The organism is Mesorhizobium sp. ES1-4 (assembly GCF_020164745.1).
Classification (GTDB): Bacteria; Pseudomonadota; Alphaproteobacteria; order Rhizobiales; family Rhizobiaceae; genus Mesorhizobium.
The window spans coordinates 249,850-269,253 of sequence record NZ_JAIUGV010000008.1 but is presented as its reverse complement, the minus strand read 5'-3'; the positions used below and the strand labels follow the sequence as shown (position 1 = coordinate 269,253).

Here is a 19,404-nt window from a genome sequence, read left to right as displayed (position 1 = left end):
TTCGAAGGCGGCGGCTCCATTGCCTCCTCGCAGTCGGAACGGGAGAGATTATCGCTGCACAACAAAAAAGCCGCCAGGTTGCCCGGGCGGCTTCATGTCGGCGGCTTAGGCCCGCTCAGTTCAGCTTGGCCTTCACGTCCGCGAGCGAAGCCTTGAACAGGTCGGCCCCGGCCTTGACGTCGATCTTGGCGGCGAGCAGCGCGCGGGCGGCCTCGACGGCGATGTCGACGGCGCTGGCGCGCACTTCGCCGATCGCCTCACGCTCAGCCTGGCCGATCTTCTGTTCGGCCAGCGCGGTGCGCCTGGCAACGTAATCCTCGGTCTTCTTGTGGGCATCGGCGGCGAGCAGTTCGGCCTCGCGCTTGGCGGCCGCGACAATGTCGGCGGCTTCCTGCTCGGCTTCCTTGCGCTTCTTCTGGTACTGGCCGAGCAGTTGCTGTGCTTCTTCGCGCAGTTTGCGTGCCTCATCGAGCTCACCACTGATCCTGGCGGCGCGGGCGTCGAGCGCCTTGGTGATCATGCCGGGTACCTTGATGTAGACGGCGATGGCCAGGAAGATGATCAGGGCGATCGTGGCCCAGAGCGTTGCGAGAGATGTAGCGTCCATGATGCGCTCCTCACCGGGCCACGGATTTGACCGCGGCCGCGATCTCGGCCTTGCTGGCCTTGCCGCCAACGAGTGCCTCGACGATCGCCGAAGCGGTGTCCTCGGCGATGCTGCCGACTTCCTTCATGGCATTGGCCTTGATGGCGGAAATGCGCGCCTCGGCCTCGCCAAGCTTCTCGTCGAGCGCGGCCTCGATCTTCTTGCGCGCGGTATCGGCTTCCGCCTTGGCCGCATCGTTGGCCTGCTGGCCGATCGAGTTGGCGTTCTTCTTGGCCTCAGCCAGTTCCTGCTCGTAAGCGGCAACGGCGGCATCCGCCTCGCCCTTCAACCTGGCTGCCTGGTCGAGGTCCTGGCTGATGCGGTCGTTGCGGACATCGATGATGCCACCGACACGCGGCATCACCACCCTCTTCAGGAAGAGGTAGAACAGCCCGAACGTGATCGCCAGCCACAGAAGCTGCGACGGAAACGTCTCCGGATTGAATGGCGGAAACGTGCCGTGCGCTTCGGCAGGCACGCTGGTGCCGGAATGCGTGTCGCCTCCGGTCGCAGCGTGGCTGGTGTCGGCGGCAGGCGCGGACTCTTGCGCGAAGGCAGATGTCACGAACATGGACTATCCCCAGATATCAGGCCCGCCGCTTGCGCGGCCGGCCTGTCCAATCTTCCCAGTTCTCAGCCGAACAGGGCCAGCAGTGCGATGAGAAGCGAGAAGATGCCCAGAGCCTCGGTCACGGCGAAGCCGAAAATCAGGCGGCCGAACTGGCCGTCGGCAGCCGACGGATTGCGCAGCGCGCCCGACAGATAGCTGCCGAAGATGTTACCCAGGCCAATGCCCGCGCCACCCATGCCCAGGCAAGCGATGCCGGCGCCGATGTACTTTGCTGCTTCTGCGTCCATTTGTTCAACTCCTTTGATCTGAAAATTCTGTTGCGATTTCATCCGGCACCAAAGTTGAAGACTCTTGGGCCGAAACTCTTGCCTCAGTGCCCGGGATGCAGGGCGTCGTTGAGATACATGCAGGTCAACACGGCAAACACGTAGGCCTGCAAGAAGGCGACCAACAGTTCAAGTGCCGTCAGCGCCACCGCCATCGCCAACGGCAGCACCGAACCCGCCACACCGACCGCGCCCAGCGCGGAAAGGCTGACGACGAATCCGGAGAACACCTTGAGCGTGATGTGGCCGGCGAGCATGTTGGCGAACAGACGAACCGAGAGGCTGACGGGTCGCGATACGAAGGAGATGACCTCGATCAGCACCACCAGCGGCAGCAGGAACGCCGGAACGCCATGCGGCACGAACAGCTTGAGGAACCCAAGACCATGCTTCATGAACCCGTAGACCACCACGGTCCCGATCACCAGGACCGCGAGGCCGAAGGTGACGATGATGTGGCTGGTAACGGTGAAAAAATAGGGGAACAGGCCGAGCAGATTGGCGACCAGCACGAACATGAACAGCGAGAAGACGAAGGGGAAGAATCTCATGCCCTGAGTGCCGGCGGCGTCGCGCAGCATGTTGCCGACGAATTCATAGGCCATTTCGGAGACCGACTGCAGCCGGCCGGGAACCAGGCTGCGGCTCGACGTCGTCAGGAACAGGAACGCCGCGGCAACGACCACCGTGGCGACCATGAACAGAGCGGAATTGGTGAAAGACAGGTCATAGCCGCCGATCTCGATCGGTATCAGCTTGTTGATATGGAACTGGTGGATCGGATCGACCTTGTCAGCTGCCACGTTCAAACCCCGTCAATGCCGCGTACGGCCAAATTACCTTTGCCGCAGGAAGCGGCTATTTCCAAATGCCGCCTGAAGGGCGGCTATTTGCTTTCGTCCCGGTCAGAGCGCGATTTATTGCCCTGTCCGAATTCTGCCACAACGCCTGCGGAACGCATGACATTGAGCACGCCAGCGCCAAAACCAAGCAGCAGGAAAACGATCAGACCCCACGGCGATGTCCCCGCCATACGGTCGATGATCCAGCCGATCCCGGCGCCCACCACCACCCCGGCGACAAACTCGCTGGACAGCTTGACCGCCTGACCGTATCCGGTCACTGGTTTCGCGTCGTCTTTCCCCTCGAGCCGTTTCGGCAGCCTTGTCGCAAGCGATGCTTCAAGTTCACGCCGACGTCGTTCAAGATCGTCATCGCGGATACCGGTTTCATGCTGATTGCCGCGGCCGGTTTCTCCGGTTCCGTCTGGCCTGTTTTTCTTGGCCATCGCAACCCCCCTGCCCGGGCAGACCGTCACCGTCCGTCCGCTTCTAAAGTCGCCGGCAACATAGTTAGAGGGTTTGCGCCCGTCAAGCCACGGATGGAAGTTCATCGCCATGTATTTTAGCTAATAAAATCAGCCCACTAGCGAGGTGCGACATCGTGCCCGCCGTGGTGACGGGGATGCATCGCGCGAATCCCCGCGGCAATGGCTCGCCAATCGACCGCCCGGCCTCCTGAAAAGACCAGCGCGCCGCGGCTCGCTCAGCTCCAGCCGCCGCCATAGGTGCGGTAGAAGATATGCAGGCCGATCTTGGTCATCTTCTGCATCGTGCGCGCCCAACCGGGATGGACATAGTTGGCATAGTAGTGGGTGGACGACCCGACCTCCGGGATGAAGATCTTGCCGGCGGTCACAGCCATGCCGACATCCTGGGCGGTCTTGTAGGCGACAGGATTGTCGATGCGCTTTTTCCTGCCGTCGCAAGCGAATGAAAACTGACAGCGGTTGAACCAGTTGTCGTTCTGGTAAACGACGCCGCAGATCGAATCCGGATAGGCGGGATTGCGGACCCGGTTGAGGATGACCTGGGCAACGGCGGCCTGACCGCGCACGGTTTCGCCGCGCGCCTCGAAATAGATGCCGTTGGCCAGGCATTTCTGCTCCGGCTTCGAGAAGACGCTTGCCGGAAGCGGATTCTGGATCCAGGCGTGATCGCCCTTGGCCATCGGCGGAATGAAGCGGCCGTTGTTGGGCTCTTCGTCCTGAAGCAGGGCCTCGAACGGCGAAGCCTTGGCATAGTCCGGTTTGGATTGCGCATAGGCGGTCGCCAGCACATCGGGATGATCGTTGTTGACCAGGGCGGCAAGCATGGCCGGCACGCCGGGATCCGGCTTCTTGTCCTCACGGACATGGAATTCCGCTGCGATCTGGATCTCCTTGCCTTTGATCTGGGGCTTGGCGAACGCCATTTTCAGGCCGCTGTCCATGCTAGGCCGCATCAGCGAGGAGGTCCGCTGGAAGATCGAGCCGGCATTGAAGTTCTTCGGCGGGGCCACGGGGGAGACCTGGACGATGCGGCCCTTCTTGTCGGCGCGCACGACGCGATCCTCGTCGGGCGATCCGCTGACCTTGCCGCCCTTGCCCCGGAACGAGACGGAGCCGATACCGGGAAGGCGAACGCCGGAACCCGAGATCGAGCCGGTGACGTCGGAATCGACGAAGGGCATCTCGGCGGCGTGGACCGAGCCGGCGACCGATTTCTCGACATAGGAATTCCAGCGCGTGGTCGGCGATTCAAGGCCGGAAACGAGGCTTGTCATGTCCTGGTAGGCGACGACGGTCGGAAAGCCGATCCAGATACCGAGACCGATGATGAACGGAGACACAAGGCCGCGTTTCTCACCGGCGGCGGCCAGCAGCCGCTTCAAGACACGTCGATGCACGGAACTCTCTCCAGGAACGCTACTGACCCCACTGGAGAGCAAATTGATGCATTAACCTTGATGGGACGTTAACGGGATTGGTCGGGTTTTCTCAGTCGGCTAGCGGTCGTGGCTTCGAAGTCGGGCGATTGTGCGGCGGAAGCTCAGGCCCGCCTCAGGAAGATCGGCCAGGCGACCAGGGCGCAGGCGGCTGCCGACAGCCAGACGCCGGGCCATGACCAGAGGCGCAGCAGGCCTGGAATGGCCACCGGAACCAGGAAGAAGCCGACGAAGACAAAGCTGTTGGCAAGGCTGAGAGCCGTTCCGACATGGCCGGCACCGGCCAGCGTGGCAAGCTCGGTATAGGCAACGCCGTGCCAGGCGGAGACGGAGATGCCGGCAGCGACAAGCACCAAGGGCAGGATGGCGATCAGGGAGGAATGGCTGGCAGGCATTGCGGGAACGGCCAGAACCAGCAGCCACAGCATCATGAAGGCCAGTGCACTCAGCGCACTGCACCAGCGAAGAAACTGACGGCGGTTGCCGTGGCGGTCGGTAAAGCGGCCGCTCCAGACGCGCATGACCATGGCGCCGACCTGTACCGCCGCGAGGCTCGCGCTGATCGCCGCCGTGCCAAGTCCGGCGAAGTCGTGCAGGAACACCGAGGCGAAGGTGAGAACCGCCACTTGCGGAAAGCAGAGCAGGCCGATCGCTGTCGAGATGCGCCAGACCTCGACGTTGCGCAAAGGCACCGGCCCGGTCACACCAGAGGAAACGGCATGACCGCCAACCGCTGCCTGCGGTTCGTGCAGCCAACGCCAGGCGAACAGGGCCGAGAGAGCGGATGCCGCCGCCAGGAGCCCGAACACGGCCGAAAAGCCGAAAGCCAGGGCAAGCGAAGGCAGGATGAGCGCGCCGAGGCCGCCGCCAAGCGGCACCGCCGTCTGCCTGATGCTCATGGCAAAACCGCGCTCATTCTCCCGGAACCACACCATGATGGCGCGGCCGCTCGAGCCGTTGACACTGCCGCCGAGCAGTCCCGTGACGAGCAGGCTCATTGCCAGCAGCATGACATCGGGAATGCCCGAGCTTGTCGGCACGACGAGCAATGCCATCGCAAGCAGCCACGCCGCCGTCGCGCCGAGGCCGATCAGAAGCACGCGGCGATCCCCCCAGCGGTCGGTGAGCAGGCCCCACGGCAGTTCGCTGAGCGCAACCCCCAGCCCGAGCAGGCCGAGCGCCAGGCCAAGTTCGGCATTGCTCAAATGATAGTTCTGGCGGAGCACGACCGCCGTCGCCGGTATGCCCGAGAAGGTGGCCGAGAAGCCAGCATTCGCCGCAACTCCGATGCCCAGGACCTTCCAGCGGTGGTTGGGCCCGAAGGTTCGGCCGGCCGCGGCGGTGGCGGCGGCGCCTCGCCCGGATGGCTGGCAGTCGTTGCGAGAGACGGTGGCAGACATGATTCCATTCCCGTGACGCCGGTCGAGCGGCTTGACGGAAGGGATGTAGCGCCATAGCTTCATCCACAAAATCAGGAAGTTTTTGATAAATAGTCCTGAAAACAAGGACGACCGCATGCGACGTGTCACGTTCGATCTCGACGTTCTGAGGACTTTCGTCACCGGCATGGAGCTGGGAAGTTTCGCCCGGGCGGCCGAGCGGCTTGGCCGCTCGACCTCTGCTGTCAGCGCGCAGTTGAAGAAGCTGGAGGAACAGGCCAATACGCCGATCTTCCGCAAGGCCGGGCGCGGCCTGTCACTGACCGAAGCCGGCGAGACGATGCTCGGCTATGCGCGGCGCCTGATCGAACTCAATGACGAGGCGGCCTTCGCCATACGTGACGTCGAACTGGAGGGCTGGGTGCGACTGGGCCTGCAGGAGGATTTCGGCGAGGCCGTGTTGCCGGAAGTGCTCGGGCGCTTCACCCGCGCCCATCCCAAGGTTCGGATCGAAGCACGGATCGGACGCAGCCACGAATTGGCCGAGCGTGTTCTCTCCGGCAACCTCGACATTGCGCTCGCCTGGCATGACGGCACGACGCTGCCCTACAGCCGGCATGTCGCCGACGTGCAGGCGCGCTGGATCGGCCCGGCGAAGCCCATGGAGGCAGGCCCCCACAATGGCGAGGCGCTGCCGCTGGTGGCGTTCGAGGCGCCTTGCCTGCTGCGCACCGTGGCGACCGAGACGCTGGATCGTGCCGGGAGGCCCTGGCGCATGGCGTTCTCCAGCCCCAGCCTTGGCGGCATATGGGCGGCGGTGGCGGCAGGCCTCGGGCTGACGATCCGCACCGATGTCGGCCTGCCCGCCAATGTCAGGGCGCTCGCGCCCGGAATGCTCGGGCTGCCGCCGCTGCCGAAGATGGTGCTGCACCTGCATCAGAAGGATGCCGAACTCGATCCGGTCGCGGCGCGGCTGGCCGACATCCTGCTGCAATCGGCGATCGAGGCGTTGCCCGAAGACGCCGAGATGAAAGAAAACCCGCTGAAGGTCGCTTAACGCGGCCTCTCGGCGTCGTCATCTCAGAGCGAAGCTCCTCGTAGAGATCCGGGATGAGGCTCGGATGGGCGTTGCCGCCCAAAATCTCAGCGCTTCTTCGCCCGGCCGGCGAAGGGGTTATCGGATGTCCTCAACGCGATGCGGATCGGCACCCCCGGCATGTCGAAGGCTTCGCGCAGGCTGTTCGAGAGATAGCGCACATAGCTTTGCGGCATCGCGTCCGGCCGCGAACACTGGACCACGAAACCCGGCGGCCGCGTCTTGGCCTGGGTGACGTATTTGACCTTCAGCCGGCGCCCGGCGACGGCGGGCGGCGGATGATGCGTCAGGATGGCTTCAAGCCAGCGGTTTAGCTTGCCGGTGGAGACACGGCTGTTCCAGACCTTGTGCGTCTTCAGCACCGCATCCATCAGCTTGTCGAGGCCGCGGCCGGTCTCGGCCGAGACCGGCACGGCCTGGATGCCGCGCGCCTGCGGCAACAGCCGCTCGGTCTTCTCGCGCAGTTCGGCCAACAGCTCCTGAGGGTTGTCGATCAGATCCCATTTGTTGAAGGCGATCACCGGTGCCCGGCCCTCGCGGATAATCAGGTCGGCAATCTGCAGATCCTGCTTTTCGAAGGGAATGGTGGCGTCGAGCACGATGATGACGATCTCGGCGAAGCGGATGGCGCGCAAGCCGTCCTGCACCGACATCACTTCCAGCTTCTCGTGAATCCTGGCCTTGCGGCGCATGCCGGCCGTATCGAACAGCTTTATGCGGCGGCCGCGCCAATCCCAGTCGACGGAGATGGAGTCGCGGGTGATGCCGGCTTCCGGTCCGGTCAGCAACCGTTCCTCGCCGATCAGCGCGTTGATCAGTGTCGATTTGCCGGCATTCGGCCGGCCGACGACAGCGATGCGCATCGGCTTGGTGTCGTCATAGGCCGGCGCATCCTCGGCGTCCGGATCGGTGATATCCTCGCCGATCAGCACTTCGCTGGCGGCGATCTCCTCGTCATCGCCGTCTTCATCCTCGCCGAAAGCACGCGCCTCGCCCAGAGCCTCGATAACCGCGTCACGAAGGTCGGGCATGCCCTGGCCGTGCTCGGCCGAAACTGGGATCGGCTCGCCAAGCCCGAGCTCCCAAGCCTCCAGCATGCCGCCTTGCGCGCCGCGCGCCTCGGCCTTGTTGGCGACCAGCACCACGGGCTTGCCGGATTTGCGCACGATCTCGGCAAAGGTCCTGTCATCCGGCAACAGGCCGGACTTGGCGTCGATCGTGAAAAAGATCAGATCCGCATCGCGGATGGCGATTTCGGTCTGCGCACGCATGCGGCCCGGCAAGGTCGAAGCGCCGGCATCCTCGAAGCCCGCGGTGTCGATGACGTCGAAATGAAGATCGTAAAGCTTGGCGGCGTGGACGCGGCGGTCCCGGGTGACGCCCGGCGTGTCGTCGACAAGCGCCAGCTTCCTTCCCACCAGCCGATTGAAAAGCGTCGATTTGCCGACGTTAGGTCTGCCTATGATGGCGACTTTGAAGGTCACGATGCACTGCCCGACCCGCGAATCAACTCGGACATCAAGGTCGCCCGCTCGCGCGCGTTGCGCGGGGCGCCGTCATCGGCGGCGATCTGGTCGAACAGCTTCAGCGCGTCCTGGGCCTTGCCTTCCTTCCAGGCGGCAAGCCCGAGCGCCTCACGCGCCGTGGCGCGCAACGGATTGGTGTCCGAGGTCAACGCCTCGACGCGGCTGGAGACATCCGCGAAAGAGCCGTGATCGACGAGCAGCAGCGCCGCCCTCAACCGCGCCATGTCGCGCAGGCCTTGGGGAATTGCGGTGTCGGCGGCGACATCGTCGAAATCCTTGACGGCGGCATCGACGTCGCCCTTGTTGGCCTTGACGGTCGCGGCGCGCATGCGGGCGAGCAGCGGATAGGCGCCGTAGCCATCCTTTTCCAATTGATCGAGCGCGGCCAGCGCGTCATTGCTCTTACCATCATTGGCAAGCTTCAGTGCCTGCGAAAAGGCATCGCCGGAGCGGTTGGCGCGCGTTTCGTCCCAATAGCGATAGCCGACGACGGCGGCGGTGCCGAGCACCACGAGGACGGCAACCACAAGCAAGGCCGGGCCGAAACGGTCCCACAGCTTCTGCGCCTGCTCGCGACGCATCTCGTCATTGACTTCACGGATAAAACTGTCGTCGGACATCAATCAAACCATTCCTGCCCCGGGCCGGGGCGGTTCATGAGCCCGCGTTTTAGCGAAATTTTGTCGGCATGGAAGGGGTTCGAGCGGAAAATCGGCCATTGCCGGGGCAAAGCCACGAAAACCCCAATCGCACCCGCGCCACATTTTCGCGATAGCCGGCTTGCCGACCACCCGGAGCCTTGAATCTGCCGATGCTTTGTTTGTCCCGCGTTGTTGCGTTGTCGCTTGCCTCGCTCGCCGCCACCGGCGCGGCCTTGGCCGACCCGCCCGCGCCACCGGCATCGGCAAAGCCGAAGCAGATCGTCATCATCTCCTTCGACAGCGCCCGCGACATCTCGCAGTGGAAACGCAGCCGGGCGCTGGCCCAACGCACCGGCGCGCATTTCACCTATTTCCTGTCGTGCGTCTTCCTGTTGTCGCCCGAGACACGCGGCCAATACACCGCGCCAGGCAAGACCGCGGGCAAATCCAATATCGGCTTTGCCGCCTCCAGGCAGGAAGTGGCCGAGCGGCTGGAACAGATCGGCCTCGCCGTCCATGAGGGCCACGACATCGCCAGCCACGCCTGCGGCCATTTCGACGGCAAGGACTGGAGCAAGGCCGACTGGCTGAAAGAATTCGCTTCGTTCGAGCACATTTTAGAGAACGCCTATGCGATCAACGGCATTGCGCCCGAACCCGAGGGCTGGCGCGATCTCGCGCGGCATGCGGTGCTGGGTTTCCGGGCGCCGTATCTGTCGACAAGCAAGGCGCTTTACGAGGCACTGCCGGCAGCCGGCTATCATTTCGACGCCAGCGGCGTTTCAAACGGCCCTGCCCTGCCGCCAACCGTCGGCGGCATAACCCGCTTTTCCCTGCCGCAGATCCCGGAAGGGCCGAAATCGCGGCCGGTGATCGCCATGGACTACAATCTCTATGTCCGGCATTCCGGCGGCTTCGAGCGACCGAGCGAGGCGAGCGAATTCGCCGACCGGACCTACCAGGCGTTTCGCGCTGCCTTCGACACGCAATATCAGGGCAAACGCATCCCGCTGGAACTCGGCTTCCACTTCACGCTGATGAATGACGGCGCCTATTGGAACGCGCTGGAGCGCTTTGCCGGCGATGTCTGCGTCAAGGCCGACGTCGAATGCATCAGTTTTCGCGACTATGTCGAGCGGCGGGACGGCAACCAGACACAGTCGACGATTGGCGGTTGAGCCGCCACCCCTCTTTTTCGAAGCATTCTCAAGCCGGATCCTCGGCGCCCCGTCTTGCCAGATAGCGCTGATCGATATCAGGCAGTGGTTCGCCCTGCAGCGTCGCCTCGAAGGCACGCAGGCGTTTGTGCACCGACTGAAGTTCGACGATTGTCGACCAGGAGGTCAGCAGGAATTGCAGCGAACCCGTCACCTTGCCGAATGCGTTCGATATCTGGTTCAAGGCGCCGAACGTTATCTTGTGCGCGACCAGCGATGGACCCAGGATCAGCAGCGAGAAAATGTTGTCGGCCTGCAGGTAGGTATACCGGACGACGTTGAAATAGATGTAGTGGAAATAGAGCCGGAAATAATTGTGCCGGACATTTGCGAACAGCTCTGCGGTGGTGGCGGGTTGCGCCCTGTCCATATGGTCCTCGCCATAGACCAGTTCCTTGCGGTAGGCGGCTTCGACGCGCTGGTTGCGGAACTGTAGCCCCGGAAGCTTCATGCCGGCAATCATCACCGAGATGGTGCCGAACAGACACCAGGCAAGCGCCGCAACCACCAATGGCTGAGGGATCGCGCCGATGATCGGCAGTTCGCTGATGTGGGCCTGCAACTGGATCATCACCGGCAGGAAGGCGATCAGGGTCATGATCGACTGGACGAAGCTGGAACCGAGATCCTCCATGATCTGAGAGAACCGCATCGTGTCTTCCTGGATACGCTGCGAGGCGCCCTCGATATGGCGAAGCCTGCTCCAGTTCTCGATAAAGTAATTGTTCATCGCAGTGCGCCAGCGGAAGATCCAGTGGCTGACGATGAAGGCGTTGACCACCTGCACGTTCATGCCGACCAGCGCCAGCCATGAGAAGTCGGCCAATCCGGTGTAGAACTCCGCATTCGTCGACTTTCCGGTCCCCGACATCAACCCCTGTACATAGTCGAAGAACGGACCGTACCAGGCGTTGACGGCGACGCTGACCTGCACGTTGAAATAGATGAAGAACAGGATGACCGCCGTCATCAGGATCGACCAGCGCTGCCATGGATGCGGCGAATACCAACTCCAGAACGCGTAGAAGATGGCCACGCAGGCCACGAAATAGATATAGAACCAGAGGAACGGCTTTGACACCAGAACAGCGATGCCAATGATCGGCGGCGCCCCCGCGGCGGCCGGCGGCAGACCGAAAACCGCTCCCAATTGCTCACCGCCGAAAAACCAGAACAAGACCGCCGCAAGACTCCAGATGGCGGCCGAGGAAAAGAAGAGCTTCGGCTGCGGGAAGAAGGATACGAACACTGTGGCGAATTCCTCGGTCGGTGCGCAAATCAGCTGACTATCGCGGGCATAAGGTCACACATTAGAGGGAAAGAAAATGCCTGCCCGGACCCAGGTGCAGAGCAAGACCACAATCATGGCGATTTTGGCGCAGCCGACCACGTGACGGCGCCGGACACGACCAGGACGGCCGCGGCGACGATGGAGGCGAGGAAGAAATTGCCCGACGCCTGGGCCAGAAGCCCGGCCGCGATCGGGCCTATGATCTGGCCAAGACCGAAGGAAGCGGTCATCAAGGCAAAGATGCGCCGGGGTGACCCTGGCGCCTGTTGCCGTGCCGCCTGCAGGCCCAACGCGGTGACCGCGATGAAGGTGCCGCCGAGCAGTACGCCCCCAAGCAGCGGCCCCGTGCGCCCGTCGGCGGCAACACTCGCGGTAACACCGACAACTTCGACGAAGCATCCCAAGGCATAGGCGGCATAAAGCCCGATCCGCGCCGATATCTTCTGCCACAGCCAGACCGAAGGGAAACCGGCAAGGCCGGCAACCATCCACACCACGGCCTCGAAAACGCGGCTGCCGCCGCCTTGCCGCACGATGGCGACGAGGAAGGTCGCCGTTACCACATAGCCGAAACCAAACAGGCCATAGGCAACGATCAGCTTCATCAGCGACCGGTCTTTCGGCAGCGCCGGTTCATGGCGGGCTGCGCCGTCGGTGAGCGGACCCTGGTCCACCAGCAGCGCCACGGCGACGAAGCCGCAAGCCGAAATCGCGCCCGACCACAGCCAGCCCTGCGCCCAGCCGGCATGCTCGGTGACCAGCACGGCCATCATTGCCGCCGATATCGCGATGCCGAGGCCGACGCCGCCGAAATGCCAGGCCTGCAGGTCGCCACGCCGGGCCGCCCCGATATGGCTGAAGACGATGCTGGCCATGAATACCATGACGAAGGCGCTCGCCAGACCGGCCAGAAAACGGATGGCGAGAAAGGCGGCCATGGCGCCGGTCAGGCCCATCAGGGCGGCCAGCACGGCACTTGCGCCAAGGGCGGCCAGCATCAGCAAACGCTCGCGTCCATGCGCCCAGTTGCCCGCCGCCACCAACGCGCCGACGAGGTAGCCGAGATAGTTGGCGGAAGCGATCCAGCCGGCATCGGCGGGCGACAGATGCAGTTCCTCCATCATGCCGGGCAGGATCGGCGTGTAGACGAAGCGGCCTATTCCCATGGCGACGGCCATGGCGATCATGCCGGCGAAGGCGTAGCGAAGCGCTGTCGATGAGGCCGAGTTCATTGCAGTGCACAATAAATGCGCGAGCGGGTGAAACAATCCGCCTTGTGTTGGGCCAGTGCAGGGGTCGCGCGTTCAGCAGCGCCCGCCGAAACCGGCGCTCAGCGAAATAGTCTCATGCAAGGTCCGCCGCGCCGTCAACCGGAATGGCACATCACCAAGCTCGCGCTCCGACATCGCCTCCAGCGCGGGATGCGCAAGCGGATCGGTCAGCCACCTCAGCGTATCGATGTCGCCGCGTGTGTCATCCGACGAAATGGCGAACAGGGCTTTCAGCGACGACAGCATGCTCAGCATTTCCGGCTCCGCGGGTCTGGCTCCCACCGATAAAGTCCACCGTTTCGGCATGTCTTTCAATTGAGATTTCAGCCGGAACGGTTTAGAAAATCTCAAATGGCCATCCTCAACCGCGTTCATCTCAACGGCCTTCGCGCCGTGGAAACCGTTGCCCGTCTCGGCTCGCTCGCGACCGCCGCCGGTGAACTCAACGTTTCCGTCAGCGCCGTCAGCCAGCAGATCAGCCGCACCGAAAAACAGCTCGGCCAGGCGCTGTTCGAGCGCACGGCGAGCGGTCTGGTGCTGACCGAGTTCGGCGCCGTCTTCGCTGCCCGTCTTGGTGCTGGATTTCGCGAGCTTGCCCAGGCCGTGGCACTGGCCGACGAGGCAACCCAATGCACTTTGGTCGTTTCGGCAGCACCGGCCTTTGCTTCCAAATGGCTGCTGCCCAGGCTGTCGCGGCACTTCGACCGTCATCCCAACGTGCTGCTGCGCATCGATGCCTCGGTGCGCCTGGCCGATCTCGATCACTCCGACATCGACATCGCCATCCGGCTTGGCGACGGCAAATGGCCGGGCGGGAAGGCTGAACTGCTTTTGGCGCAGGAAGTCTTCCCGGTCTGCGCGCCTGGCATTGCAAGAAAACTGAAGTCGATCGGCGACCTTGCGCGGACCTGCGCCATCACCGACGAACGGGCGATGATCAACTGGGAGAGCTGGTTCGCGGCCGCCGGCGTTCAGCCCGTCACCTTCCAGAAAGGCGCGCGCTTCACCGATCCGATGCTGTGCCTGGAATCGGCGATCGCCGGCCATGGCGTCATGCTGGGCTGGCAATTGCTGGCGGCGGACGCGCTGGCCGACGGACGGCTGGTGGCGCCGTTCGGAATCCGCGCCCAGAGCGGGCTCGGCTACTGGCTGGTGACCTCAGCCACCAAGGCCGAGAGCCGCAAGGTCCGGGACTTCAAGATCTGGATCAAGGAAGAGATCGCGGCGACGATGGCGCGGTTCGGATCGTTTGTCGCGGAGCCCAGCGGCGCGATCGCGGTGGAAAGCAGTGCGGCGCCGGTCTATGTTCAATCAGACATCCCACTACGACAGGCAGGATCATGACCACACATTCGCGCGGCGTTTCCGCAACGATCGACCCGGTGAAGCTCGACAGGCTGGCGGAAGTCGCCATCAAGGTCGGGCTGCAGTTGCAGCCCGGACAGGACCTGGTACTGACCTCCTCGATCGCGGCGCTGCCGCTGACTAGGCGCATCGTCGAACACGCCTACAAGGCCGGCGCGGGGCTGGTGACGCCGATCTTCAACGACGACGAGATGACGCTCGCGCGCTACCGCTTCGGCGCCGACGCCGGTTTCGACCGCGCCGCCGGCTGGCTCTACGAAGGCATGGCGAAGGCCTTCTCCAACAATGCCGCTAGGCTCGCCGTGCGCGGCGAGGATCCATCGCTGCTGTCGGCGCAGGACCCGGCGAAGGTGGCGCGCGCCAACAGGGCCAATTCGATGGCCTACCAGCCGGCTCTGGAGAAGATCACCGGTTTCGACATCAACTGGAACATCGTCGCCTATCCGGATCTGGCCTGGGCCAGGCAGGTTTTCCCCGGCGACGCCGACGACGTGGCGGTGGCGAAACTCGCCGATGCCATCTTTGCAGCCTCGCGGGTGGATGTGGAGGATCCGATCGGCAACTGGAAGGCGCACAATGCAGCGCTACGCGGGCGCACCGAATGGCTGAACGGCCACAACTTCCGCGCCCTGCACTTCACCGGGCCGGGCACCGACCTGACCGTCGGTCTGGCGGACGGCCATGAATGGATGGGCGGCGCCTCGACCGCCAAGAACGGCATCACCTGCAACCCCAACATCCCGACCGAGGAGGTCTTCACCACGCCGCATGCGAGGCACGTCGAAGGCCATGTCTCCTCGACCAAACCGCTCTCCTACCAGGGCACGCTGATCGACGACATCTCGGTGCGCTTCGAAGGCGGACGGATCGTCGAGGCCAAGGCTTCGAAAGGCGAGGACGTGCTGAAGAAGGTGCTCGACACCGACGAAGGCGCGCGCCGCCTCGGCGAGGTGGCGCTGGTGCCGCATTCCTCGCCGATCTCGGCCAGCGGCCTGCTGTTCTTCAACACGCTGTTCGACGAGAACGCCGCCTGCCACATCGCGCTCGGCCAGTGCTATTCGAAGTGCTTCGTCGACGGCGCCTCGCTCAGCCAGGACGAAATCGCGGCGCGCGGCGGCAACAAGAGCTTCATCCACATCGACTGGATGATCGGGTCGGACAAGATCGACATCGATGGGGTCAGCAAGGACGGCAGCCGCGTGCCAGTGATGCGCAGGGGTGAATGGGCCTGACAGCCGCCACGATTCCCCGAGGTGTCCATGGCCTTCGATTTGGCGGTTAAGCGGATCTACGAGCCATCGGATCGAGGCGATGGGCTGCGTGTGCTGGTCGACCGCATCTGGCCGCGCGGCGTCAGCAAGGAGAACGCCGCGCTGACGCTATGGCTGAAGGACATCGCCCCGAGCGACGACCTGCGCATATGGTTCGGCCATGAGCCGGCGCGGTGGGAAGAGTTCCAGAAGCGTTACCGAGCCGAGCTGGACGGCAATGACCGGGCAGTGGCGGAGTTGCGCGCCTTGCTTGGCAAAGGCCGAGTGACGTTGCTCTACGGAGCGCATGACGAAGCGCACAACAATGCGGTGGCACTGGCGGGGTATTTGCGCGGAGATTGAAGCGGTTTTCGGAAGCCGGCGGGACAGAGGGGGCGCGAAGGGCCGCCTATCTACTTTGCACCAACCACCTGCTCATAAACATCCGGCTTGAACCCGACGAGAATACTGTCCCCTACCTCCAGCACCGGCCGCTTGATCATCGTCGGCCTGGCCAGCATCAGCGCCTTGGCCTTGTTTTCGTCGAGCGACTGCTTGTCCGCCTCGGGCAGCTCGCGGAACGTGGTGCTGCCCTTGTTGAGCAGCTTTTCCCAGCCGACCTTTCCGACCCAGCCATTCAACCTGGCTGCCTCGATCCCTTCGGCACGATAGTCATGGAAACGATACGGCACCTCGTGACCCTCCAGCCAGACGCGCGCCTTCTTGATCGTGTCGCAGGTGGTGATGCCGTACATGGTGACCGTCAAGACGTGCTTCCTTTGGGCTGACGTTCGAATCCGTTTTCGCAACCTAAAACCGTCCGTCCCGCTTGGCCAGCAGCTCTCGAAATCTGCCACCATGGCGGCCAGGGGTTGCCCGGCCGCCATGTTCATTTTTCCAACTTGCCGCGAAGAGAGTAAGGTTCGGAAGACCTGGTTTCCGGCCTCAGTAGTAAAAGCGCTCTTCGGTGATCTTGCCGTCCTTGACCGTGTACAGGCCCACCTCGTCCATGGTGACACGCTCGCCGGTGGCCTTGGGCGTTATGTCAAACGTGAAGCGCACCGCGAACTGGTCGCCATTGACGTAGGGACCCTCGACCGAGCCGCCATGGACTTCGTTGTTTTCTTGCCACCACTGGCTCTTCTGCTTGAGGGCCGCCTTGCCGTGGCTGACGGCCATCGGCCCCTCCATGGCCTCGTAGCTGGCGATATCGTCGGCATTGTACTTCTCGGCAGCGCCTTGATTGTTGCCCTGCTTGAGAAGTTCGGTGAAATCCTTGGCGATTTCGGTGATGGTCATTTGTGTTCCTCCTGTTCAGACCCATTGAAAATAGGGAGCAACCCGCTGGACTGCCATCGGCTGACCGGTCGATAGCTGACATGGCCCTGTCAGGATGATGGCGCGAAATACGCGACGACGATGTAAGGGCGATCGGTCGATCACGTCGCGCCAAGCGGCCAAGCTTCCGGGAAATTGTACTTCGTCAAGCCGCGCAGGCTGTGAACAAGGACGAACTCCCGGGCAACAAAGCTGATCGGGCCGATAGGCTGTTGCGGAACAAGTTTCTGGTCATATGCAAGCGTCAAGTGCGGAACGAAACCGTCTGATGCCTTGAGCCCTTCGCGCAGCATTTCGGCGCCGAGCTTCCTACTCAATTCACAAACCGGTCCATCGTCGGCGAGAAGCACGAAGGGATGCTTTGCCGGACTGCTCCTTGTCGCCGGACGGCCGGGAAAGCTCCTGAAATGGCGAAAGGTGACCTCAAAGCCAGACATCGCGATGCGCCGCCCGGATCGGGCGGCTGCGAAGATGACTTTCTCTCGCAGTCTCTTGTAATCACCGACGTGCTGCAGGCTGACGTGAAACCGGTGATACAGCAAACGTGAGCCGGTTATCTCACATTGGTCGCACAGCTGGCCTTGGCAATCCGCAAACCGCGAATAGTCCTTCTGCTGCAAAAACAAGCCGTAGAAGACGCGCTCCGGCCGCTTAGGCCGCCATGGCGGCTCTGGAATTCCGAAATCGAACTCGCCTTGGTACATGCGCGTACGCTCGCAAAGGAACGCTCCTATTTTTGCCCTAACGTATAGAACGAAACAGGAACGAAGTCTTTAAGTCAAGCGTGAATAGTCTGAACCTGCGCCTCGCAGCAGATGATGCCCTTGACCTTGAGGAAATCATGAATCGCCGTCAGCGTATTCGTGGCCGGCTTGTAGCCGCCTATGGGCCAGTTCAGCCGGGCAGCATAGGGCAGTTGGCGCCACGGCGAAGGCTGACATGCGCCACATCGCCGACGCTGAATTGAAAACCCTCGGCTTGGCGCGGCGCATCGATGACGATAGGTGCGCCTTTCCCAAGTTCGGCATGCAGCCGCAGCATGCGGCCATGAAAGACGATGCTGTTGACGCGCGCCGGCGCCGTGCCGGGCGCGGCCTCGGTCGTCGCCAGCAAATCCTCTGGACGCACGCCGATGGTCCGCACCTCGCCTTGCCCGGGTGACTTACCAGTTTCAGAAGTTGCCTCCAGCGCCAGGGCACCGGCGGTGAAACGCAGGCGATCTCCGTCGCGGCCGACAAAATGCGACTGCAGGAGATTCATGGTGCCGATGAAGCTCGCCACAAACTTCGTTGCGGGTCGATCATAGAGTGTTGCCGGTGGCGCGATCTGTTCGATGCGGCCCTTGTTCATGACGACGATGCGGTCGGAGATCGACAGCGCTTCGGTCTGGTCATGGGTAACCATGACGAAGGTGGTGCCAAGCCGCGATTGCAGCCGCTTCAACTCGACCTGCATCTGTTCGCGCAGGTGTGCGTCGAGCGCCGACAGCGGTTCGTCGAGCAGGAGCACGCGCGGTTCGCAGACGATGGCGCGTGCGAGCGCGACGCGCTGGCGCTGACCGCCGGACAGTTCGGAAACGCGGGCGCGAAGCTTGTCGGAAAGGCCGACCATGTCAAGCGCCTCACCGGCGCGTTTTGCCTGTTCGGCTCCCGACAATTTGCGCAGCGACAGACCAAAGCCGACATTCTCGGCGACGTTCATGTGCGGAAACAGCGCGTAGTCCTGGAACACCGTGTTGACCGGCCGATCGAAGGGCCGAAGCGCGGTGATGTCGCGGCCGTCGAGCAGCACTGCGCCGCTCGACGGGCTTTCGAAACCGGCGATGACGCGCAGGCTGGTGGTCTTGCCGCAGCCGGACGGCCCGAGCAGCGTAATGAATTCGCCGCTGATGATGTCGAGATCGACGGCGTCGAGCCCGACAATGCCGCCGGGAAAAATCTTCGAGACAGCCTGCAGCCGGACGAGCGGATCAGGCGCCATCACGAACCTCCGAGGGTTTCGTGGTGTTGACCCAGAGGATCCGGCATTGCTCGCCACCGGGATTGCGGAAAGCGTGCAACAGCGTGCTCTTGAAGGCAAAACTGTCGCCGGTCTTCAGCACGTATTTTGTCGAGTCCACCACCAGTTCGACCTCGCCCGAAAGCACCAAGCCGAATTCATGGCCGGCATGCGCGTATGCTTCCGCCGTGCCACCACCGGCTTCCACCGTCACCAGCATGCCGGTCAGCGTCGCGCCCGGCGGCGACAGCAGCGCCTTGGCGATGCCTTCGGACTTCACAGGAATGGCGCGGCGGCTGTTGGCGCGCACGCAATAAAGATCGCTGACGGCATCGTCGCCGTCGGCGATCAACGCCGAGGGTTCGATGTCCAGAGCCGCCGCGAGCGGCCAGATCACCTTGACGCGCAACGAGGACATGCCGCGCTCGATCTGGCTCAGCGCACCGATGGATACGCCTGCCCTGGCGGCAAGCTCCGCCAGCGAAAGGCGGCGCTCGAGCCGTAGTGCCCGCACGCGCCGGCCGACGCGAACGTCGGCATCGTCTTTGGGCTTCTCGGCGGCTTCGTCAAGCATGTCCATCGGTGATCCTTGTTGCGTTTTATTTGCGGGCGCGGCGCAGCGCCGAGAGGGCCTCCCTTCTCCCCTTGTGGGAGAAGGTGTCGCCGAAGGCGACGGATGAGGGGTGTTCCAGCTTGGCAAGGACGGCGATCCTTCACTCACCC

At 63.2% G+C, this 19,404-nt stretch carries 22 protein-coding genes; 5 read left to right on the top strand and 17 right to left on the bottom strand.

Going from position 1 to position 19,404, the window contains the following annotated elements:
- Positions 1 to 115: 115 nt before the first annotated feature.
- From LB556_RS17620 to LB556_RS17590, 7 genes are all read right to left on the bottom strand, one after another.
- Positions 116 to 607: a F0F1 ATP synthase subunit B gene (locus tag LB556_RS17620; RefSeq protein WP_224568999.1), complete on the bottom strand. Its 492-nt coding sequence runs from the start codon at positions 605 to 607 to the stop codon at positions 116 to 118.
- Between the two features lie 10 nt (positions 608 to 617).
- Entirely contained in the window at positions 618 to 1,217 is a 600-nt protein-coding gene (locus LB556_RS17615) for a F0F1 ATP synthase subunit B (RefSeq protein ID WP_224568998.1), read from the bottom strand.
- 62 nt (positions 1,218 to 1,279) lie between these two features.
- Positions 1,280 to 1,504 (bottom strand): F0F1 ATP synthase subunit C, encoded by a 225-nt coding sequence (locus LB556_RS17610; RefSeq protein WP_013896722.1) that lies wholly within the window; start codon positions 1,502 to 1,504, stop codon positions 1,280 to 1,282.
- Between the two features lie 83 nt (positions 1,505 to 1,587).
- A complete protein-coding gene (locus LB556_RS17605; RefSeq protein WP_224568997.1) occupies positions 1,588 to 2,346 on the bottom strand; it encodes a F0F1 ATP synthase subunit A in 759 nt (252 codons plus the stop codon).
- A gap of 83 nt (positions 2,347 to 2,429) precedes the next feature.
- Positions 2,430 to 2,831, bottom strand: coding sequence for an AtpZ/AtpI family protein (locus LB556_RS17600; protein WP_224568996.1), 402 nt, complete (start codon positions 2,829 to 2,831; stop codon positions 2,430 to 2,432).
- Positions 2,832 to 3,088: 257 nt separating this feature from the next.
- The gene (locus LB556_RS17595; protein ID WP_224568995.1) at positions 3,089 to 4,270 is read right to left on the bottom strand and encodes a cell wall hydrolase; all 1,182 of its coding nucleotides are present in this window, start codon (positions 4,268 to 4,270) and stop codon (positions 3,089 to 3,091) included.
- A 143-nt stretch (positions 4,271 to 4,413) separates the two neighbouring features.
- Entirely contained in the window at positions 4,414 to 5,709 is a 1,296-nt protein-coding gene (locus LB556_RS17590; protein ID WP_224568994.1) for an MFS transporter, read from the bottom strand.
- Between the two features lie 115 nt (positions 5,710 to 5,824).
- Here LB556_RS17590 and LB556_RS17585 point away from each other — a divergent pair, with 115 nt between their 5' ends.
- A complete protein-coding gene (locus LB556_RS17585; protein WP_224568993.1) occupies positions 5,825 to 6,745 on the top strand; it encodes a LysR substrate-binding domain-containing protein in 921 nt (306 codons plus the stop codon).
- A gap of 86 nt (positions 6,746 to 6,831) precedes the next feature.
- Here the strand turns inward: LB556_RS17585 and der are convergent, their stop codons facing one another.
- Positions 6,832 to 8,268 (bottom strand): ribosome biogenesis GTPase Der, encoded by a 1,437-nt coding sequence (der, locus tag LB556_RS17580; protein ID WP_224568992.1) that lies wholly within the window; start codon positions 8,266 to 8,268, stop codon positions 6,832 to 6,834.
- Complete coding sequence (locus LB556_RS17575) at positions 8,265 to 8,930, bottom strand: tetratricopeptide repeat protein (protein WP_224568991.1); 666 nt, start codon at positions 8,928 to 8,930, stop codon at positions 8,265 to 8,267. Before LB556_RS17575 ends, der begins: the two co-directional genes overlap by 4 nt.
- Before the next feature lie 191 nt (positions 8,931 to 9,121).
- Here LB556_RS17575 and LB556_RS17570 point away from each other — a divergent pair, with 191 nt between their 5' ends.
- Positions 9,122 to 10,129, top strand: a complete 1,008-nt coding sequence (locus tag LB556_RS17570; RefSeq protein ID WP_224568990.1) for a polysaccharide deacetylase family protein — start codon at positions 9,122 to 9,124, stop codon at positions 10,127 to 10,129.
- Between the two features lie 28 nt (positions 10,130 to 10,157).
- On the opposite strand, the gene sbmA is transcribed toward LB556_RS17570, so the two are convergent.
- The 3 genes from sbmA to LB556_RS17555 all read right to left on the bottom strand — a co-directional run bounded on the left by sbmA (position 10,158) and on the right by LB556_RS17555 (position 12,985).
- Complete coding sequence (sbmA, locus tag LB556_RS17565) at positions 10,158 to 11,417, bottom strand: peptide antibiotic transporter SbmA (protein ID WP_224568989.1); 1,260 nt, start codon at positions 11,415 to 11,417, stop codon at positions 10,158 to 10,160.
- Between the two features lie 113 nt (positions 11,418 to 11,530).
- Positions 11,531 to 12,691, bottom strand: coding sequence for a YbfB/YjiJ family MFS transporter (locus LB556_RS17560; protein WP_224568988.1), 1,161 nt, complete (start codon positions 12,689 to 12,691; stop codon positions 11,531 to 11,533).
- Between the two features lie 72 nt (positions 12,692 to 12,763).
- Positions 12,764 to 12,985 (bottom strand): hypothetical protein, encoded by a 222-nt coding sequence (locus LB556_RS17555; RefSeq protein ID WP_224568987.1) that lies wholly within the window; start codon positions 12,983 to 12,985, stop codon positions 12,764 to 12,766.
- 96 nt (positions 12,986 to 13,081) lie between these two features.
- On the opposite strand from LB556_RS17555, the gene LB556_RS17550 reads away from it, so the two are divergent.
- Genes LB556_RS17550 through LB556_RS17540 form a run of 3 tightly spaced genes read left to right on the top strand, consistent with a single transcriptional unit; the run spans position 13,082 to position 15,708 of the window.
- Positions 13,082 to 14,074 carry a LysR substrate-binding domain-containing protein gene (locus tag LB556_RS17550; protein ID WP_224568986.1) on the top strand — a complete coding sequence of 331 codons (993 nt, stop codon included), beginning with the start codon at positions 13,082 to 13,084 and terminating at the stop codon, positions 14,072 to 14,074.
- Positions 14,071 to 15,327: an aminopeptidase gene (locus LB556_RS17545; RefSeq protein ID WP_224568985.1), complete on the top strand. Its 1,257-nt coding sequence runs from the start codon at positions 14,071 to 14,073 to the stop codon at positions 15,325 to 15,327. Before LB556_RS17550 ends, LB556_RS17545 begins: the two co-directional genes overlap by 4 nt.
- A 27-nt stretch (positions 15,328 to 15,354) precedes the next feature.
- The gene (locus LB556_RS17540) at positions 15,355 to 15,708 is read left to right on the top strand and encodes a DUF488 domain-containing protein (RefSeq protein ID WP_224568984.1); all 354 of its coding nucleotides are present in this window, start codon (positions 15,355 to 15,357) and stop codon (positions 15,706 to 15,708) included.
- A 50-nt stretch (positions 15,709 to 15,758) separates the two neighbouring features.
- Here LB556_RS17540 and LB556_RS17535 read toward each other — a convergent pair whose 3' ends face one another.
- From LB556_RS17535 to LB556_RS17515, 5 genes are all read right to left on the bottom strand, one after another.
- A complete protein-coding gene (locus tag LB556_RS17535; RefSeq protein WP_224568983.1) occupies positions 15,759 to 16,112 on the bottom strand; it encodes an ArsC family reductase in 354 nt (117 codons plus the stop codon).
- 178 nt (positions 16,113 to 16,290) lie between these two features.
- A complete protein-coding gene (locus tag LB556_RS17530) occupies positions 16,291 to 16,644 on the bottom strand; it encodes a nuclear transport factor 2 family protein (RefSeq protein WP_224568982.1) in 354 nt (117 codons plus the stop codon).
- A 140-nt stretch (positions 16,645 to 16,784) separates the two neighbouring features.
- Complete coding sequence (locus LB556_RS17525) at positions 16,785 to 17,387, bottom strand: 2'-5' RNA ligase family protein (protein WP_224568981.1); 603 nt, start codon at positions 17,385 to 17,387, stop codon at positions 16,785 to 16,787.
- A gap of 190 nt (positions 17,388 to 17,577) precedes the next feature.
- Positions 17,578 to 18,663, bottom strand: a complete 1,086-nt coding sequence (locus tag LB556_RS17520; protein WP_224568980.1) for an ABC transporter ATP-binding protein — start codon at positions 18,661 to 18,663, stop codon at positions 17,578 to 17,580.
- A complete protein-coding gene (locus tag LB556_RS17515) occupies positions 18,653 to 19,261 on the bottom strand; it encodes a cupin domain-containing protein (RefSeq protein WP_224568979.1) in 609 nt (202 codons plus the stop codon). The genes LB556_RS17520 and LB556_RS17515 overlap by 11 nt, the downstream gene beginning before the upstream one ends.
- Positions 19,262 to 19,404 lie beyond the last annotated feature (143 nt).

Coding starts and splice junctions, on each gene's coding strand:
- LB556_RS17540 (WP_224568984.1), top strand. CDS start 15,355: ATGGCCTTCGATTTGGCGGTTAAGCGGATCTACGAGCCATCGGATCGA.
- LB556_RS17545 (WP_224568985.1), top strand. CDS start 14,071: ATGACCACACATTCGCGCGGCGTTTCCGCAACGATCGACCCGGTGAAG.
- LB556_RS17525 (WP_224568981.1), bottom strand. CDS start 17,387: ATGTACCAAGGCGAGTTCGATTTCGGAATTCCAGAGCCGCCATGGCGG.
- LB556_RS17560 (WP_224568988.1), bottom strand. CDS start 12,691: ATGAACTCGGCCTCATCGACAGCGCTTCGCTACGCCTTCGCCGGCATG.
- LB556_RS17515 (WP_224568979.1), bottom strand. CDS start 19,261: ATGGACATGCTTGACGAAGCCGCCGAGAAGCCCAAAGACGATGCCGAC.
- LB556_RS17600 (WP_224568996.1), bottom strand. CDS start 2,831: ATGGCCAAGAAAAACAGGCCAGACGGAACCGGAGAAACCGGCCGCGGC.
- LB556_RS17590 (WP_224568994.1), bottom strand. CDS start 5,709: ATGTCTGCCACCGTCTCTCGCAACGACTGCCAGCCATCCGGGCGAGGC.
- LB556_RS17575 (WP_224568991.1), bottom strand. CDS start 8,930: ATGTCCGACGACAGTTTTATCCGTGAAGTCAATGACGAGATGCGTCGC.
- LB556_RS17520 (WP_224568980.1), bottom strand. CDS start 18,663: ATGGCGCCTGATCCGCTCGTCCGGCTGCAGGCTGTCTCGAAGATTTTT.
- LB556_RS17530 (WP_224568982.1), bottom strand. CDS start 16,644: ATGACCATCACCGAAATCGCCAAGGATTTCACCGAACTTCTCAAGCAG.
- LB556_RS17615 (WP_224568998.1), bottom strand. CDS start 1,217: ATGTTCGTGACATCTGCCTTCGCGCAAGAGTCCGCGCCTGCCGCCGAC.
- LB556_RS17620 (WP_224568999.1), bottom strand. CDS start 607: ATGGACGCTACATCTCTCGCAACGCTCTGGGCCACGATCGCCCTGATC.
- LB556_RS17550 (WP_224568986.1), top strand. CDS start 13,082: ATGGCCATCCTCAACCGCGTTCATCTCAACGGCCTTCGCGCCGTGGAA.
- LB556_RS17570 (WP_224568990.1), top strand. CDS start 9,122: ATGCTTTGTTTGTCCCGCGTTGTTGCGTTGTCGCTTGCCTCGCTCGCC.
- LB556_RS17585 (WP_224568993.1), top strand. CDS start 5,825: ATGCGACGTGTCACGTTCGATCTCGACGTTCTGAGGACTTTCGTCACC.
- LB556_RS17555 (WP_224568987.1), bottom strand. CDS start 12,985: ATGCTGAGCATGCTGTCGTCGCTGAAAGCCCTGTTCGCCATTTCGTCG.
- LB556_RS17610 (WP_013896722.1), bottom strand. CDS start 1,504: ATGGACGCAGAAGCAGCAAAGTACATCGGCGCCGGCATCGCTTGCCTG.